The following is a 14,969-nucleotide window of genomic DNA, read 5'->3' on the forward strand; positions in this document are numbered from 1 at the left end:
GCAGCGGCGGTGAGGCGTCACAAGGCACCCCGGCCTCCGCGGCTCACGAGGCCGCGGGCTTGCGCCCGCGGGTGCACACGAAGGTGGCCGTCCAGGCGCGGAAGGCGGGGTCGCGCATCAGCCGCTGGAAGTCGTCCAGGTCGGCCGCGGCGACCCCGAGGGCGCGCAGGGAGCTCTCGACCTGCGCGACGTAGTTCCCGTAGAGCAGGCATCCGGCCGTCCCGCCGCGGGCGATGCGCGTGAACTCGAAGGTGTCGATCTCGGACAGCCCGGCCACCACCAGCTCGCCGTCCAGCGCGTTCGCCCAGGTGTAGTCGATCCCGCCGGGGCGGCCGACCTGGTCGACCGTGGTCTCGATCACCGAGCGAAACAGGACCGCGTCCGACTCCGTGGGCGCGGCCACCGGTCGGGTGCGGTCCAGCAGCTGGTCGCCGACGACAAGCCACCCGCCCGGTGCGAGCGCCGCGGCGAGCTCGGCGAGGATCTCTCGGCGCCGCGCCAGGTGCATCAGCACCAGCCGGGCCACGATCACATCGAACGTGCCCTCGACCGGGATACCGTCGTTGATGTCGTGCCGCAGGACCCGCGCCCCGGGCGCGTGCAGGTGGGTGGTCTCCCGGTCCACGGCGATGACCTCGCCGGCGGGTCCGGTGCGCTCGGCCAGCCACCGGCTCAGCGCGCCGCTGCCCGCCCCGATTTCCAGGCACCGCTGCCCCGGCTGGGCGGTGGCGGTGCCGATGACCTGCTTGGTGGGGGCGTCGAGCAGCTCGTCGAGGTGGTCGAGCTGCTCGCGGCCGAGCGCGGATCCGGAATCGAGGACGTATTCGCTGCTCATCCCAACTCCCGTCGGTCCGCGGTACCGCCGCCGCAGGCCGGAGAATCCCCGCGGCGACTGGCCGGGCGCTGGCCGCGGACTGACCGCGCCGGGGTGGAGCCGGGCCGCCGAGGTCAGCGGCGGGCCAGCACCGTCGCGCAGCCTGGCCGGACCAGCGTCGGAGGAAAGGGGGCCGCCGTGCTCCGTGCCGTCCGAGCGGCTGCGCTCGCCACCGCCCTCGCCGCGACCAGCGCGGCCGCACCCGCTGCGGGCGAAACGCCCTCCGAGCAGGTCGCGGTGTGCCTGGTGGCCGCCGAACAGCCGGCCGTGGAACGCACCGTGCACGTCCCGCCACCGGCCGCCGAGCACCTGGTGCAGCACACGCCGTCCTACGCCGGTCCGTGCGCCGAGTACGGCGAGTCCGCGCCCCGCGGCGACGGGACCATGACCGCCTACTCGCAGGTCGAGGACGGGCGTCCGGTCGCGGTCGGCACCGTGCTGGAAGCGGGCGCGCTGCGCGGACTGCCGTACGACCCGCCGACCGAAGGCCGGTGGTGCTTCGACAAGGACGGGGACGGGCACACCGATCCGCACACCGAGTGCGCGGGCGGGTACGAGAACGCGCTGGACCTCGGCGCCGAGTTCACCGGCGGCGTGGACACCCCGTTCACCTACGTGCTGGTGAACTGGAACCCGCACGGGCACATGCCGCCCGGCGTGTACGACCTGCCGCACTTCGACGTGCACTTCTACACCAACCCGGATGCCGAGCGGCTGGCGATCCGACCGGGCCCGTGCGAGGCGCTGGTGAACTGCGACGACTACGAGCTGGGCAAGAACCTACCCGAGCAGCGCTATCGCACCCAGGACCACCTCGACCTGGACGCCTTGGAACCGGCGATGGGCAACCACCTGGTGGACACGACCGGCCCGGAACACCACGGCGAGCGGTTCACCCACGCGTTCCTCTACGGCGTCTGGGACGCGGAGGTGACCTTCTACGAGCCGATGGTGACCCACGAGTGGCTGGCCGGGCTGGTGGACGGCACCCGGCAGGACGGGTGCTTCCCGATCAAGCAGCCGCAGGCGTGGCAGCGGGACGGTTGGCACCCCACCTCGTACTGCCTGCGCTACCGGGACAACCGGGAGGAGCTCACGGTCTCGGTGGAGGACTTCGCCTACCGACGGGCGAGCTGACCGTTCGGCACCCCACCGCTCCCCTCGTTCGGCGCAGCACCGTCACCCGAGTGCCGGAAGCCGTGGACTCCCACCGGTGTTGATCTTTACCGTGCAGCACGTCGCACACGGACCGACTCGGGGGGAACGGTGAGCACGAACCGGCGCGCGGCCGATGTCGTGAGCTTCTGGCACGCGATCGAATTGCTCAGCCCGCAGGATGTGCCGAGGACCACGCCGTTGCGGAACGCGAAGCAGAATCCGGTGATCTTCGACCTCGGCGCGAAGGAAACGGCGCCGTGGGAACCCGGACACGCGCTGACCTCGGAACCGCTGCACCCGGCCCGAACCTGGAAGTTCACCGTCTACGGCGGCCTGTACGACACCCGGGCGCTCCGGGACGCGCTCGTGCAGCGTTTCGGGGAGGACGGGGCACCCCGGGATGAGCAGAGCGCGGGGACCACGGCGTTGTTCTCGCTGACCCTGGACGCGGACGGCGATCTCGTCGAAGACTCCGCGGCGCTGTCCTCCTGCGGCTGGGCGGTGGGCAGGTTGGCCGCCGACAGCGGCGAGCGGCCGTTGAGCGGGTTCGGCGTGGAGCAGCAAGGGTTCCGGGATGCGCTCAACAAGCTCGTCCCGCCGAGCAAGCGCTCGGAGTCAGCCGCGGACAGCACCGGGTCGGCGGTGACCGCCGCACTGACCGAGCGGCTCACATCGGCCGGGACCGACGCGTGGTCGGCGGGTGCGGCCGAGGCAGGCGCGATCGTGCGCACGGCCACCGCGGCCGCGGTCGGACCGATCGGCGGATCGATCGCCGGGGCCGCGGCCGGGACATTCGTGGAGAGCCTCATCGGCCCGCCGGACAGCGCGGACAGCACGACCGGTGATGCGGAAACGGAACGCGGACCGGACGAGGCCGAGTTCAGTCCCACAGCGGCGGCGCTGCACCGGTTCGCCCAGGAGCTGGCCGCACACCTCGGTGTCACGGAACTGCTGGCTCCAACAGGCGTGCGCGTGCGTTGCGCGACCGTCCCGATCCGCGGTTCGCAGGACGAGCAGACCGATTTCCTGAACAGCCACATCGCCGATGACCTGCTGCTGGTCGAGGACGCGGTCCGCGAGGACCGCTGGGGTGCCGGTCTGCGCACCTTCCTCGGCGGCACCGACCCGGCCGCACCGCGCACGGACGTCCGACGGGAACGGGCGGCTCTCGTGGCGGGCGTATCCCCGGACCGGGCGCCGCTCGGCCGCTGGCCCGGCGATATCGGCAAACCGCTCGCGTTGAGCCAGCAGTTCGCGGTCAACGAGATCGCCGCCCTGCCGGACAGTGGTGGGCTGTTCGCGGTGAACGGCCCACCGGGCACCGGCAAGACGACGCTGCTGCGCGACGGGCTCGCCTCGGCCGTCGTCGAACGTGCGGGTCGGCTGGCCGAGCTGGGTTCCCCGCAGCAGGCGTTCCCGGAGATGCTGGGCACGTTCCGGCTCAAGGACAGTTTCGAGGTGCGGGTTCGCGAACCGCTGGCCGATCTCACCGGTTTCGAAGTGGTGCTGGCCACCGGGACCAACACCGCCGCGGAGAACGTCACCACCGAAGTGCCGGGTGTCGATGCGGTGCGGGGCGCCGAGGAGGACGCGCTCGGCATCGACTACTTCACCGATATCGCCACCCGACTGCTGAACGCGCCCGCATGGGGCCTGATCGCGGCACCGCTCGGCAACCGGAGCAAACGCGGTGATTTCGTGCAGCGCTTCTGGGACGGTCGCTCGCCCAACGGTGATCCGGCGACCGGGATGAAGCACGTGCTGAAGAACGCCGGATCCGACCCGGCGGGGATCGAGGACTGGCCCACAGCCGTCGAACGCTTCCGGCGTGCCGAGGGCGAGGTGCGGCGGTTGGCCGAGGAACGCGCCCGGGTCGCCGCCGCCGTCGCCGAGTTGGCGGAGCAGGAAGCCGAGCTGCACACCGCCGAGGCGGCCTTCGCCGAGGCACGCGCGGAGTCGGACCGCCTCGGCGCCCGATTCGCGGAGGCTGAGCAGGACTTCGCTCCGGTAGCGGCCCGGTTCCAGGAGCGGGACGCGGAATACCAGAATCATCTGCAGCACAAGCCCGGCATCCTGCGGACGCTTGTGACGTTGTTCCGCGACCTGCGACGGTGGTCCCACGCGCACGAGGAGCTCGAAGAGCAGCGGAACGCGGCCAAGGCGGAGCGCGACCACTGGGCCGGGCAGCTGGAGGGGATGCGCAACCAGATCCGGGCGACCGACATCCGCGTCCGGGATACCCGGCAGCGCGCGCAGGAGTTGCGCGGCTCGTGCCGCGCACTGCAGGACACAGTGGACGCAGCGCGGCGGAAGTGGCCCGGCAACGTCGTGTTCGGGCCGGATTTCGCCGATGACGACGATTTCGAGAAGTGCAGCCCGTGGGCCGATCCGGAATACACCGCCGCGCGCAATGCGATGTTCCTCGAAGCCCTGCGGCTGCACAAGACGTTCGTGCTGCACGCGGAAAAACCCGTGCGCAACAACCTGTGGGCGATGACCGAGGTGCTCAACGGCAAGGTCCGGCTTCCGGAACGGGAATTGCACGCGGTGTGGCGCACGCTGTTCCTCGTGGTGCCGATGGTGTCCACCACGTTCGCCTCGTTGCCGAAGCTGTTCGCCGGGCTGGGCCGGGAGTCGCTGGGCACACTGTTCATCGACGAGGCCGGTCAGGCCACGCCGCAGCAAGCCGCCGGTGCGATCTGGCGGTGCAAGCGGGCGGTCGTCGTCGGCGATCCGCAGCAACTCGAACCGATCGTCACGCTACCGAGCCCGGCGCAGCGAGCACTGCGCCTCGGCTATGGCGTGTCCGAAGAATGGTCGCCTGCGGGCAATTCGGCCCAGCGGGTCGCCGACGGGCACGCGCGATACGGCACTGCGTTGCCCGCCGAGGACGGATCGGCCACCTGGGTCGGTTCCCCGCTGCGAGTGCATCGTCGTTGTGAGCAGCCCATGTTCGACATCGCCAACACCATCGCCTACGGCGGCACTCTCATGGTGTACGGCACGCAGCACGGAACCGAGTACCCGGCCCGGCCGAGCCGATGGATCCACGTCACGAGCAACCGCTCGGACGGCAAATGGATCCCCGAAGAAGGACAAGCGTTGCAGGCACTCCTGACCCGGCTGACCGACACCGGAATCACCCGGGACGACATCCGCGTGATCAGCCCGTTCCGGGACGTGGTGCACGAAGCCAAGGCGCACGCGAAAGAAGTTCTGGGCGGCGCGCGACACGAGCAGCCGGTGGGCACCGTGCACACGGCCCAGGGCAAGGAATCCGACGTCGTGGTCCTGGTGCTGGGCAGCGGGCCGAAGAACCGGGGCGCCCGGGAGTGGGCGGCGGCGAAACCGAACCTGCTCAACGTCGCCGCCTCCCGCGCACGACGCCGGCTCTACGTCATCGGGGACCACACCGCGTGGCGCGGCCATCCGCACTTCGCCGAACTCGCCGCGCGAATGCCCGTGCACGACGACTGATCGCCAGCTGCACGACTCCCCGGGTCAGAACGCGCCGCATTCGTGCACCGCGGTTTCCGACCGGGTGGCGTTCTGCCGAGGACGGCAAGCGCTGTTCAGCAGGAGGCGGAGTTCCGGGAGCTCCGGCTGTGTTCCCGGAACGCTGCGCGCTCGCCGAGTGACGTGGGTTACCCTCGACGCCGTGGTGCGGGTGCAGGTGCAGGAGACGGTACGAGCCACGCCGGAGGAGTTCCTCGGCCTGGTCATGGACATCGAGCGGTACGCGCAGGTCGACAAGAAGATCAACCCGGTGCTGTGGCGGCGTCGGGACGGCGACGTGGTCGAGTTCGCCTGCCGTCCCAAGCTGGCAGGGCTGCGCCAGCCGAAAGTGGTGCAGTACGCCCGGTTGACACCCGGTCGCCGCATCGACATCGGTCTGATGCCGTTGCCGGCCAACCGCATCGCGCATGCCCTGGCCCGGTTCGCGGCCAGCTTCGAGTGCGAAGCGGTCGAGGGCGGCACCCGGGTGGTGCGCACGCTCGAATTCCAGTTCACGCCGCCGGCGCGGTGGCTGCTGGAGCCGCTGTTCCGCCGACGCCTCGAGGACGAGGTGCGTGCGGAACTCCGCCTCGCCAAACACCACCTCGAAGACGGGCGGCACTAGGCACGCGCTGACGATCCGCAGGCGCATCCCCGGGTATTGACCGCACGGGGTGCTGCTCATTCACCTGCACGATGAGGTGGCAGCGCATGTGCAGAACGAACGGACCCCTCGTTGCGCGAATGCCCGGGCACGACGAAGAACCGGGTTGACCGGCCGCGGGATGTGGTGTTGACTTCGCACCGCGCCGCGTCCGAGCCGACGCCCGGTCGGTGGATGGAGGCGCCGGAACGCTCCCGGAGAGCCCCATGCCTCGCATCGATCACATCGCGGTAGCCGCGCACGACAAGCAGGTGTCCGCCCGGTTCTTCAGCGAGATCTTCGGACTCGGACATCCCGAAGAAGCGGGGAGGTTCCTCGCGGTGCACCTCGGACCGTCGTTCACTCTGCACTTCGCCGATGTGGGATTCGACTTCCCCGGTCAGCACTACGCCTTCCACGTCGCGGACGAGGAGTTCGACGCCATCCGCGGTCGATTGGACGCGCGCGGCATCGGGTACCTCCCCGGTCCGGGCCGTGGAACACCCGGCACGATCAACCACCACCACGGCGGCCGCGGCCTCTACTTCGACGATCCGGCCGGGCATCACCTGGAGATCATCACCGCCCGATACGGCGCATAGGCCGGGAAACCCGCGGCCGGACTCGCGGGGGTGCGGGGAGCGGGAACCTCGGGCGCCGTCGGTCCGCCGATCCCCGCCCAGGTGCGTCGGCCGCGAATCAGCCGCGGGCGGCGCCGGATCCGGCGGGCTGCGCCGCGACGTCGAACCCCTGCCCCGCCTCGACCAGCTGCCGGGTGTAGGGGTGCTGCGGGTCCGTGAAGACCTGCTCCGGATCGCCGCGTTCGATGACGCGACCGTCCTGCATCACCAGCACCCGGTCGCTGAGATGCGCGATCACCCCGAGGTCGTGCGAGATGAACAGGTAGCTGACGCCCCGCGCCCGCTGCAGGTCGGTCAGCAGGTCCAGGATCTGCGCCTGCACCGAGACGTCCAGCGCGGAGACGGCCTCGTCCAGCACGATGACGTCCGGGTCGGGTGCCAGCGCCCGCGCGATCGCCACCCGTTGGCGCTGCCCGCCGGACAGGGTCAGCGGATGCCGTGCCCGCACCTCGTCGGCCAGCCCGACCTGGTTCAGCAGGTCGGCCACCCGTTCCCGTCGCCGCGCGGCGGGAACACCCCGCTCGCGCGGCACGACGTCCAGCAGGATCCGCTCGACGTCCCAGCGCGGGTCGAAGGAGCTCAGCGGGTCCTGGTCGACGACCGAGACCCGGGAACGCAGTGCGCGCCGGTCGCGTTCCCGCATCGCCGACCACGGTCGCCCCAGCACCCGCACCTCGCCGCCGTCGGCGGCCTGCAGGGCCAGCGCCAGGCGCGCGGTGGTCGACTTTCCGGAACCGGATTCGCCGACGATGCCCAGCGTCTGCCCGTGGTGCAGGTCGAAGCTCACGTCGTCGACGGCGCGGTGCACCGTGCCGTCGGGACGCCGGAAATCCTTGACCAGCCCGGTTGCGCGCAACACCGGTTCGCGCTCCGCAGACGGCGCCGGTCGGGGTTCGACCGGGACCGCCGGCGCGCTCGGGGCGAGCCGCCGTCCGCGGGTGTGCCGTCCGGGGACGGCGTCCAGCAGCGCCCGGGTGTACGGGTGTTGCGGTGCGCTGAGCAGGTCCCGGGCCGGGCCCCGTTCGACGATGTGCCCGTTCTGCAGCACCAGCACGTCGTCCGCGAGCCGGGAGACGACGGACAGGTCGTGGCTGATGAGCAGGATGCCGCGGCCCGCGGCGCGCATTCCGGCGAGCAGCTCCAGAACTTGGGCTTGCACCGTGGCGTCCAGGGCGGTGGTGGGCTCATCGGCGATGACGATCTCCGGATCGGCGGCCAGTGCCGAGGCGATCAGCGCGCGCTGCCGCAGTCCTCCGGACAGCACGCCCGGACGTTGCCGGGCGCGCATGTCCGGCTCGGGGACTCCGGCGGCGGCGAGTAGGTCGACGACCCTGCCGTGCCGGGCGGTCCGGGGAACCGTGTGGTGGTTGCGCAGTGCTTCGGCGATGTCCCGGCCGACCGGGCGCACCGGGTCGAGCGCGACGAGGGCGTCTTGCAGGACGAAACCGATCCTGCTGCCGCGCATCCCGCGCCACGCGCGCTCACCGAGGCCGCGCAGATCGGTATCGCCGAAAGACAGCCTGCCGGCTTCGACGTGCGCCGAGTCCCCGGTCAGCCCGACGAGGGTGCGCGCGGTCGCGCTCTTGCCCGAGCCGGATTCGCCGACGAGGGCCACGCACCGGCCCGGGTGCAGCGCGAACGTCAGGCCGTGCACGACCTCGCGGAACCGGGCGCCGGAGCCGAAACCGATGTGCAGGTCCTCCACCGACAGCGCCGCACCCGCGGTGCTGTCCTCCGTGTTCGGCGTCGACACGTGCTCACTCCCCTCGTTCGAGGTGCTGTTGCAGGATCCGGCCGGTCGCGGTGGCGGTCAGCGCGAGCAGCACGATGCACAGGCCCGGCGCCACCACCAGCCAGCTTGCGGCGGTGAGGTAGGTCCGGCCCGCGTCCAGCAGCGCGCCCCATTCCGGCGACGGCGGGGCCACGCCCAGACCGAGGAAAGACAGGCTGGACGACCACACGACGCACTGGCCCACCGACATCGAGAACACCGCCACCAGTGGGCGCAGCGCGTTCGGCACGATGTGCTGCAGGACGATCCGGGTGCTGCTGTGCCCCGATGCCACCGCGGCGGTCACGTAACCGGCGACGCGCGTACCGAGCAGCTGCCCGCGGATCATCCGCGCGTATCCCGGGGCGCACCCGACGCCGACGGCGGCGATGAGCGTGAACGGCGATGGACCGAGCACGGCCACGAGCAGCAGGGCCAGCAGCAGCGCGGGGAAGGAGAACAGGATCTCGATCAACCGGTCGGCCGCTCCGCGCACCCACCGGGGCGCGAGCGCGGCCAGCCCGGCCAGCAGCAGTGCGAGCACGAGCGCCGTCGCCGCGGCACCGGCCCCGATGGCCAGCGATTGCCCGGTTCCGTGCACGATCCGGGTGTAGAGGTCGCGGCCGATCTCGTCGGTGCCGAACCAGTGCTGGGCGGACGGCGCCGCCAGCGTGGCGGTCAGGTCCGTGCGGGTCGGATCGTTCGGGGCCAGCGCACCGGGTGCGACGGCGGCGAGCAGGAACAGGCCCAGGCCGGCGAACGCGACCAGGTCCGCGGGTCGCGGTCGGTGCCGGATCCCGGCGCGCGGGGCGGCTGCGGTGGGCGCCGGGGAGCTCATGCGGTCAACCTCGGGTCGATGATCAGGTGCAGGGCATCGACGACCGCGGTGATCGCGACGTAGAGCAGGGCGATCAGCACGACGATGCCGGTGACCACGGGCAAGTCCTGGGCTTCCACCGCGGTGACCAGCGTGCGGCCGATCCCGCGGCGGGTGAACAGGGTCTCGACGATGACCGCGCCGGAGACCGTCGCACCGAGCGCCCAGCCGGTGAGCATGAGCGGTGCCGGTGCGGCGTGCCGCAGCACGTGCCGCAGGCGCAGAACGGTTTCCGGCGTGCCGCGGGTGCGGGCGGACAGCACGAAGGGCTGGGCCAGCACGCGTTCGAACTCGGTGCGGGTGGCCTGGCCGAGGAACCCGGCCAGCGGCAACGCGAGGGCCAGCGCGGGCAGCGCGGTTCCGGCGAGCCCGGATCCGCCCAGCACCGGGAACCAGCCCAGCCCGAGCGCGAACGCGAGGAGCAGCAGCACGCCGATCCAGTACTGCGGCAGACCGGCCAGAACCGTGTCCACGGCCGCGCTCAGCGCGCTGATCCGGCGGGTGCGTCCGGCGGTGAGCAGCACCCACGCCAGCATGAGCAGCCAGGCCAGCACGAGGGCGGTTGCGGTGAGCAGGATCGTCGGGCCGATCTGCTCGCCGATGAGGTCGAGCACCGGCCGGTGCTGCTGGTAGGAGATCCCGAGGTCCCCGCGCAGCAGGCCGGCGAGGTAGTCGCCGTACTGCACGAGCACCGGCTGGTCGAAGCCGTACTGCGCGTTGATCGGGGCGAGTTCTTCCGGGGTGCGTTCCTGGGTCTGGCCGGAGCGCAGGTTGATGATCGAGGTGGCGCGATCGCCGGGCTGCGCGATCTGCGCGAGGAAGGCCGCGGTGGCCGCTCCCCACACGACGAGCGCGGCCGAGGCGGCGCGGCCGAGCCAGCGGCGCAGCACGACCCGGGTGCGCGCCGCGGTGCCGGGTTCAGTCGAAGTGCGCGTCATAGAAGAGCGGCCCTCCTTGCGACCGTTCCTGGCGGATGCCGTCCAGTCCAGGTGCCACCGCCAGGGTGCTCAGCCGGGTGTACACACCGATGGACAGCGCGCGATCGGCGATGATCTGCTGTGCCCGCTGGTACAGCGCTTCCTGGCGGTCCGGGTCGGGCTCCGAATTCGCCTGCAGGACCAGCTTTTCCAGTTCGGGGTCGGCGTAGAACGCCGAGTTGGCGGGATTCGGGTCGTCCGGGCGGTCCGGTCGCCAGTTCACGTGCAGGATCCCGGCGTGGTAGGCGGTCCAGTAGCCGATCATCAGGTCGTAGTCGTCCCGGCCCGCGTACGCTCCGGCGGTGGCGGCGCTGGGCGGGTACGGGACGAGTTCGACGCGGAATCCGATGTCTTCGGCCTGCCGCTGCAGGGCTTGCACGATGGCCGCGCCGTCCTGGTTGAGCGTGCGGTTGACCGCGTACGGGAAGGTGACTCGCAATGGCTGCCCGTCCCGGTACCGCACCCCGTCCGGGCCGCGGCGCCAGCCCGCGTCGTCGAGCAGTGCCGCCGCGCGCGGCCGGTCCTGCCGGTAGCGCTCGGCCGCCGCAGGGCTGTAGCCGGGCGTGGACCGGCTGACCGGACCGTTGCCCTCGTACGGGATGACGCCCTTGCCGACCGAGTCCACCACGCTCTCCCGGTCCAGCGCGTAGCTGAACGCCTTGCGGACGCGTTCGTCGGTGAACGGCCCCCGGCTGGTGTTGAAGCTGATCTGCTGCGGGCGGCCGCCGGTGACGTAGTGGAACAGCTCGTAGCCCTCGCGTTCCACGTCGTCCCACTCGAAGGCCTGCACGTCGTAGATCGCGTCGACCTCGCCGGAGCGCAGCGCGGCGGTGCGGGTCGTGGGGTCGGTGATGAACCGCCAGTCGACGCGCTGCACGTGGGCGGGGCCCGTGTGCTCGGCGTTGGCCGGTCCCCACCGGTAGTCGTCGCGCCGGTCGAGCACGATGTTGTGCCCGCGGATCCAGTCGGTGACGGTGAACGGCCCGGATCCGACCGGTGCGGCGCAGTTCTGCTCGTCGGTGCGGGTGGCCAGCGCGTGCGCGGACTGGATCCCGAAGTAGGGCTGCGCGACATTCTCCGCGAAGCGCGGGTAGGGCGCGCTCAGGTGGACGGCCGCGGTCCGCTGGTCCACGACTTCGGCGGAGGTGAAGTACGCGCCGATCCAGGCCTGCACCGTCGAGTTGCCGCCGTCGGCCCAGTGCTCGAAGTTCGCGACCACGGCGGGGGCGTCGACGGGGGTTCCGTCGCTGAACGTGGGCCCGTCGCGGAGGGTGAACGTCCAAGTCGTGCCGTCCGGGGAGACGTCCCAGGACTCGGCGAGCCAGGGCACGACCTCGCCGTTGTCGTCGAGGGCCACCAGGTTGTCCAGCACCTGCTGGGACAGGTAGCCCTGCTCGACCCAGCCGCCGTAGACGCAGGGTGGTTCCTGCTGGTGGCCGTAGACGATGGTGTCCGGGTTCCCGGATGCCGGCGGGCGGGCCGGGGCGTCGGCGGGGCTTGCCGGTGCGGCACTGCATCCGGCGATCAGCAGGACCGCCGCCGCGGCGAGCGGCAGCTGCCGTCGCGGTCGTGTCATGGGTGTCCTTCGTCGTTCCGCCCCCGGGAGGCGGCTGGTGCGCGGACCGACGTCCCGCGCCGTGCGGTGGATGTGCGCGGTGTCGGGCCCGCTGCACGAGCACGACCAGCGTTACTCGCCGATGCGGCGCGGAGAACGGTTCGACTCAGCCGGATTCATTCCGCGGCGGGCCCGGACGGCACCGTTCCGCGGGAAGCCGCCGCGGTTTCCCGCGCGTCCTGGGCGAGACGGTCCGCGCACCCGCTGGACATAGTTCGACTAGTCGGTTTATTATTTGCCCATGGCTCGCACCGTCAACCGAGAACAGCACCAGCAGCGCCGGACGGCCATCACCGAAGCCGCAGCGACCCTGTTCGCCCGGCAAGGATTCGCGCGGACCACCACCGCGCAGATCGCCGAGGCAGCCGGAACCAGTCCCGGCAACATGTTCCACTACTTCGCGGACAAGCCGGCGATCTTCCGCGCCATCTTCGAGCAGGACATCCCCACCTCGCGCGAGCTGTTCCAGAAGCACGCCGAACCGGAGGATCCCGCCGCCTCGCTCATGGACGTGGTCGACGCGCTCGCCGCGCCTGCCCGGGACGGGCGCGCTCCCGGACTGCTCGTCGAACTGCTGCGCCAGGCGGGCAACGATCCGCAGCTGCGCGAGATCGTCGGCACCAACGACGCCATCGTGCGCGGTGGGATCGCCGAGCTGGTGCGCCGGGCCGCCGCCGAGGGGCGCGCCGACCCGGACCTCGACGCCGACCGGGCCGCGGCCTGGGTGAGCACGGTCGTCGACGCGGCCTACCTCAACGCGGAGCAGGGCACCGATCCGCTGCCGATGCTGCGGTTGATCATCGCCCGGTTCCTCGCACTGCCGGATGGCATCGCCATACGGCACGGTCAGTGAACAGGAGTGATCATGACGGCACCGAACGACACCGAGACAGTGCGCATGCCCACCCGCTACCTGTGGCTGCTCCGGCTCGGCACGCCGCTGCTCGGCGCCGGCCTGGGCTCCGTCGTGGACCCGGTGGTGGGCTGGCTGCTGGCCACCACCGATTCCGCACCGGGCCCGCTGCAGCTGCTGGCCGAGATCCCCGCACCGTGGGCGATCCTGCTGCTCACCGCGGTCGGCGCCGTCGCAGGGATCTGGCTGGCCCAGCAGGCGCAGCGGGATGGCCTGGCGGTGACCGCGGGCGCCGACGGCCTCGTCCTGGCGCACCGGGGCGACGACCGCTTCCTGGACCGCACGCGGATCGGTTCGGTGCACACCGATCCCCGCGACCTCGTCGTGCTGGACACCGACGGGCGCGAGGTGTTCCGCGGACCCGCGGTGGACCTGCCGACAGCGCGGTTGGCCACCGTGCTGCGCCGGCACGGCTACCCGTGGTCGGGCACCCGCGATCCGCACGAGGAACGCTATCGCGGCTGGGTGGACGGGCATCCCGATCTCGGCGAGCGGACGCACGTCCTACTGCGGGACCGGCGCGCCGCGCTGGAATCCGGCGACCGGGCCGAAGCCGGCCGGCTGCACCGCAGGCTCCAGGAAGGCGGTGTCGTCGTGCGCGACCGCGGGAAGAAGCAGCAGTACCGGCTCCTCGGCACCGGCTGAGCGACGCGGTCGACAACCGTTCCGCGCCAGCGGTTTCCACAGCGGTGCGGGTGCCCGCGCGGCGCCACCCGCGGGCACCCGCACCGGATCAGCCGGACCCGTCCTGCCCGGCCCGCACGACCGGGAGGCCGGCTCGCGCCCACGCCCGGAACCCGCCGATGAGGTCGGTCGCCCGGCCCAGACCGAGCTCGCGCGCTTGCGCCGCGGCCAGGCTGGAGGCGTAGCCCTCGTTGCACACCAGCACGACCCGCTGGTCCGGGCGCAGACCGGGCAGCCGGTGCGGGCTGGCCGGATCCAACCGCCATTCGAGCACGATGCGCTCCACGGTCAGCGCACCCGGGATCTCCCCCTCGGTGAGCCGATCGGATTCCGGCCGGATGTCGACCAGCACCGCACCGTCGCGCTGCAGCGCGACGGCCTGCTGCGGAGTGACGCGGTCGAGCTCCTCCCGGGCCTCGGAGAGCAGGTGGCCGATGCCGTACGGGCCGAATCCGGTGCTACTCCACTGCGGAATCCCGCTCATCCCAACACCTCCCGTTCCGCGGCGACCGGCCGCGGGGGCACGTCGGTGAGCCGGGCGTAGTGCCGGACGGGCAGCAGCGGCGACGAGTAGGCGTGCACGCTGGCGGCGTTGACCGAGCTCGCGTTGTGCACCCGGTGTGCGCGGCCGGGCCCGAACCCGATCGCCGCGCCCAACTCGTGCTCGCGGGTGCGCACCGGGCCGGTCGAGTACCGGTAGTCCTCGCGCAGCGCACCGAACAGCACCGCGAACGATCCGGATGCACCGCCGTGGTCGTGCGGCTCGGTTCCCTGCCCGGGGGACCAGGACAGCAGCCACAGCTCGACCCCGGCGGTCAGCGCCAACCGCGCCCACCACCGGTGGTCGTCGCGGATCTGCACGACGTCCAGCAGCGGCCCGGTCAGTTCGGTGATCGCGACATGGGTGAGTTCGCGGAGTTCGCGCGGGGTCCACTGCGCGCGGTCCGGGTGGATCACGTCGCGCAGCAGCGGGCTGTCGATCCCGGGGTGGATCTCGGCGCCGCCGAGCTCGGGAACCTCGTCGACGGGTGTGTACTGGGAGATGTGCGCAGGTGCGGACATGTCTGGATTCCGTTCTCTCGCAGGATGTGCGGAACGGATCGACGTGCGCGGTCCGCGCCCGCGGGAGCGGAACGTCCTCGCGGGGCGGATTGCGGATTCGCTGCGCCGCGCCGCCGACCCGGGACGGGTCGGATCTGCTCAGCGACAGGCGGATGCGGCGACCAGGATCAGGTCGACCACGCGATCGCGGGTCAGCAACGAATCGGGCACGCTGCGAATGCTGGCACGGCGTGCACCGGCGGCACCAGCGATAGCCGGA

13 protein-coding genes are annotated in these 14,969 nt (G+C 71.9%); 6 read left to right on the forward strand and 7 right to left on the reverse strand.

Translation table 11 applies throughout. From position 1 onward, the window contains the following. Positions 1–43: 43 nt before the first annotated feature. Positions 44–835 carry a class I SAM-dependent methyltransferase gene (locus tag IQ251_RS04220; RefSeq protein ID WP_193927097.1) on the reverse strand — a complete coding sequence of 264 codons (792 nt, stop codon included), beginning with the start codon at positions 833–835 and terminating at the stop codon, positions 44–46. A gap of 177 nt (positions 836–1,012) precedes the next feature. Here IQ251_RS04220 and IQ251_RS04225 point away from each other — a divergent pair, with 177 nt between their 5' ends. The 4 genes from IQ251_RS04225 (at position 1,013) to IQ251_RS04240 (ending at position 6,772) form a co-directional block, all read left to right on the forward strand. Further along, positions 1,013–2,011, forward strand: coding sequence for a hypothetical protein (locus IQ251_RS04225; protein WP_193927098.1), 999 nt, complete (start codon positions 1,013–1,015; stop codon positions 2,009–2,011). Positions 2,012–2,140: 129 nt separating this feature from the next. Next, positions 2,141–5,509, forward strand: coding sequence for a DEAD/DEAH box helicase (locus IQ251_RS04230; RefSeq protein WP_370591194.1), 3,369 nt, complete (start codon positions 2,141–2,143; stop codon positions 5,507–5,509). Between the two features lie 157 nt (positions 5,510–5,666). Further along, positions 5,667–6,152 (forward strand): SRPBCC family protein, encoded by a 486-nt coding sequence (locus tag IQ251_RS04235; RefSeq protein ID WP_370591195.1) that lies wholly within the window; start codon positions 5,667–5,669, stop codon positions 6,150–6,152. Positions 6,153–6,397: 245 nt separating this feature from the next. Next, a complete protein-coding gene (locus tag IQ251_RS04240) occupies positions 6,398–6,772 on the forward strand; it encodes a VOC family protein (RefSeq protein ID WP_193927099.1) in 375 nt (124 codons plus the stop codon). Positions 6,773–6,869: 97 nt separating this feature from the next. Here IQ251_RS04240 and IQ251_RS04245 read toward each other — a convergent pair whose 3' ends face one another. The 4 genes from IQ251_RS04245 to IQ251_RS04260 are packed head-to-tail and all read right to left on the reverse strand — an operon-like array spanning position 6,870 to position 12,012. Beyond that, a complete protein-coding gene (locus IQ251_RS04245) occupies positions 6,870–8,564 on the reverse strand; it encodes a dipeptide ABC transporter ATP-binding protein (RefSeq protein WP_193927100.1) in 1,695 nt (564 codons plus the stop codon). 4 nt (positions 8,565–8,568) lie between these two features. Continuing rightward, positions 8,569–9,420 carry an ABC transporter permease gene (locus IQ251_RS04250; RefSeq protein ID WP_193927101.1) on the reverse strand — a complete coding sequence of 284 codons (852 nt, stop codon included), beginning with the start codon at positions 9,418–9,420 and terminating at the stop codon, positions 8,569–8,571. Then, entirely contained in the window at positions 9,417–10,397 is a 981-nt protein-coding gene (locus tag IQ251_RS04255; RefSeq protein WP_193927102.1) for an ABC transporter permease, read from the reverse strand. The genes IQ251_RS04250 and IQ251_RS04255 overlap by 4 nt, the downstream gene beginning before the upstream one ends. After that, complete coding sequence (locus IQ251_RS04260; RefSeq protein ID WP_193927103.1) at positions 10,378–12,012, reverse strand: ABC transporter substrate-binding protein; 1,635 nt, start codon at positions 12,010–12,012, stop codon at positions 10,378–10,380. The genes IQ251_RS04255 and IQ251_RS04260 overlap by 20 nt, the downstream gene beginning before the upstream one ends. A gap of 280 nt (positions 12,013–12,292) precedes the next feature. Here IQ251_RS04260 and IQ251_RS04265 point away from each other — a divergent pair, with 280 nt between their 5' ends. Both IQ251_RS04265 and IQ251_RS04270 read left to right on the forward strand, forming a co-directional pair. Continuing rightward, positions 12,293–12,904 carry a TetR/AcrR family transcriptional regulator gene (locus IQ251_RS04265; protein ID WP_193927104.1) on the forward strand — a complete coding sequence of 204 codons (612 nt, stop codon included), beginning with the start codon at positions 12,293–12,295 and terminating at the stop codon, positions 12,902–12,904. A gap of 12 nt (positions 12,905–12,916) precedes the next feature. Further along, positions 12,917–13,609, forward strand: a complete 693-nt coding sequence (locus tag IQ251_RS04270; protein WP_193927105.1) for a YqeB family protein — start codon at positions 12,917–12,919, stop codon at positions 13,607–13,609. An 88-nt stretch (positions 13,610–13,697) separates the two neighbouring features. Here IQ251_RS04270 and IQ251_RS04275 read toward each other — a convergent pair whose 3' ends face one another. Next, positions 13,698–14,132 carry a rhodanese-like domain-containing protein gene (locus IQ251_RS04275; RefSeq protein WP_193927106.1) on the reverse strand — a complete coding sequence of 145 codons (435 nt, stop codon included), beginning with the start codon at positions 14,130–14,132 and terminating at the stop codon, positions 13,698–13,700. Continuing rightward, a complete protein-coding gene (locus tag IQ251_RS04280; protein ID WP_193927107.1) occupies positions 14,129–14,710 on the reverse strand; it encodes a cysteine dioxygenase in 582 nt (193 codons plus the stop codon). The genes IQ251_RS04275 and IQ251_RS04280 overlap by 4 nt, the downstream gene beginning before the upstream one ends. Between the last annotated feature and the right edge of the window lie 259 nt (positions 14,711–14,969).

Origin of the sequence: Saccharopolyspora montiporae (assembly GCF_015209505.1) — a bacterium.
GTDB classification, from domain to species: Bacteria; Actinomycetota; Actinomycetes; order Mycobacteriales; family Pseudonocardiaceae; genus Saccharopolyspora; species Saccharopolyspora montiporae.

Coding starts and splice junctions, on each gene's coding strand:
- IQ251_RS04220 (WP_193927097.1), bottom strand. CDS start 835: ATGAGCAGCGAATACGTCCTCGATTCCGGATCCGCGCTCGGCCGCGAG.
- IQ251_RS04255 (WP_193927102.1), bottom strand. CDS start 10,397: ATGACGCGCACTTCGACTGAACCCGGCACCGCGGCGCGCACCCGGGTC.
- IQ251_RS04275 (WP_193927106.1), bottom strand. CDS start 14,132: ATGAGCGGGATTCCGCAGTGGAGTAGCACCGGATTCGGCCCGTACGGC.
- IQ251_RS04270 (WP_193927105.1), top strand. CDS start 12,917: ATGACGGCACCGAACGACACCGAGACAGTGCGCATGCCCACCCGCTAC.
- IQ251_RS04260 (WP_193927103.1), bottom strand. CDS start 12,012: ATGACACGACCGCGACGGCAGCTGCCGCTCGCCGCGGCGGCGGTCCTG.
- IQ251_RS04280 (WP_193927107.1), bottom strand. CDS start 14,710: ATGTCCGCACCTGCGCACATCTCCCAGTACACACCCGTCGACGAGGTT.
- IQ251_RS04240 (WP_193927099.1), top strand. CDS start 6,398: ATGCCTCGCATCGATCACATCGCGGTAGCCGCGCACGACAAGCAGGTG.
- IQ251_RS04265 (WP_193927104.1), top strand. CDS start 12,293: ATGGCTCGCACCGTCAACCGAGAACAGCACCAGCAGCGCCGGACGGCC.
- IQ251_RS04250 (WP_193927101.1), bottom strand. CDS start 9,420: ATGAGCTCCCCGGCGCCCACCGCAGCCGCCCCGCGCGCCGGGATCCGG.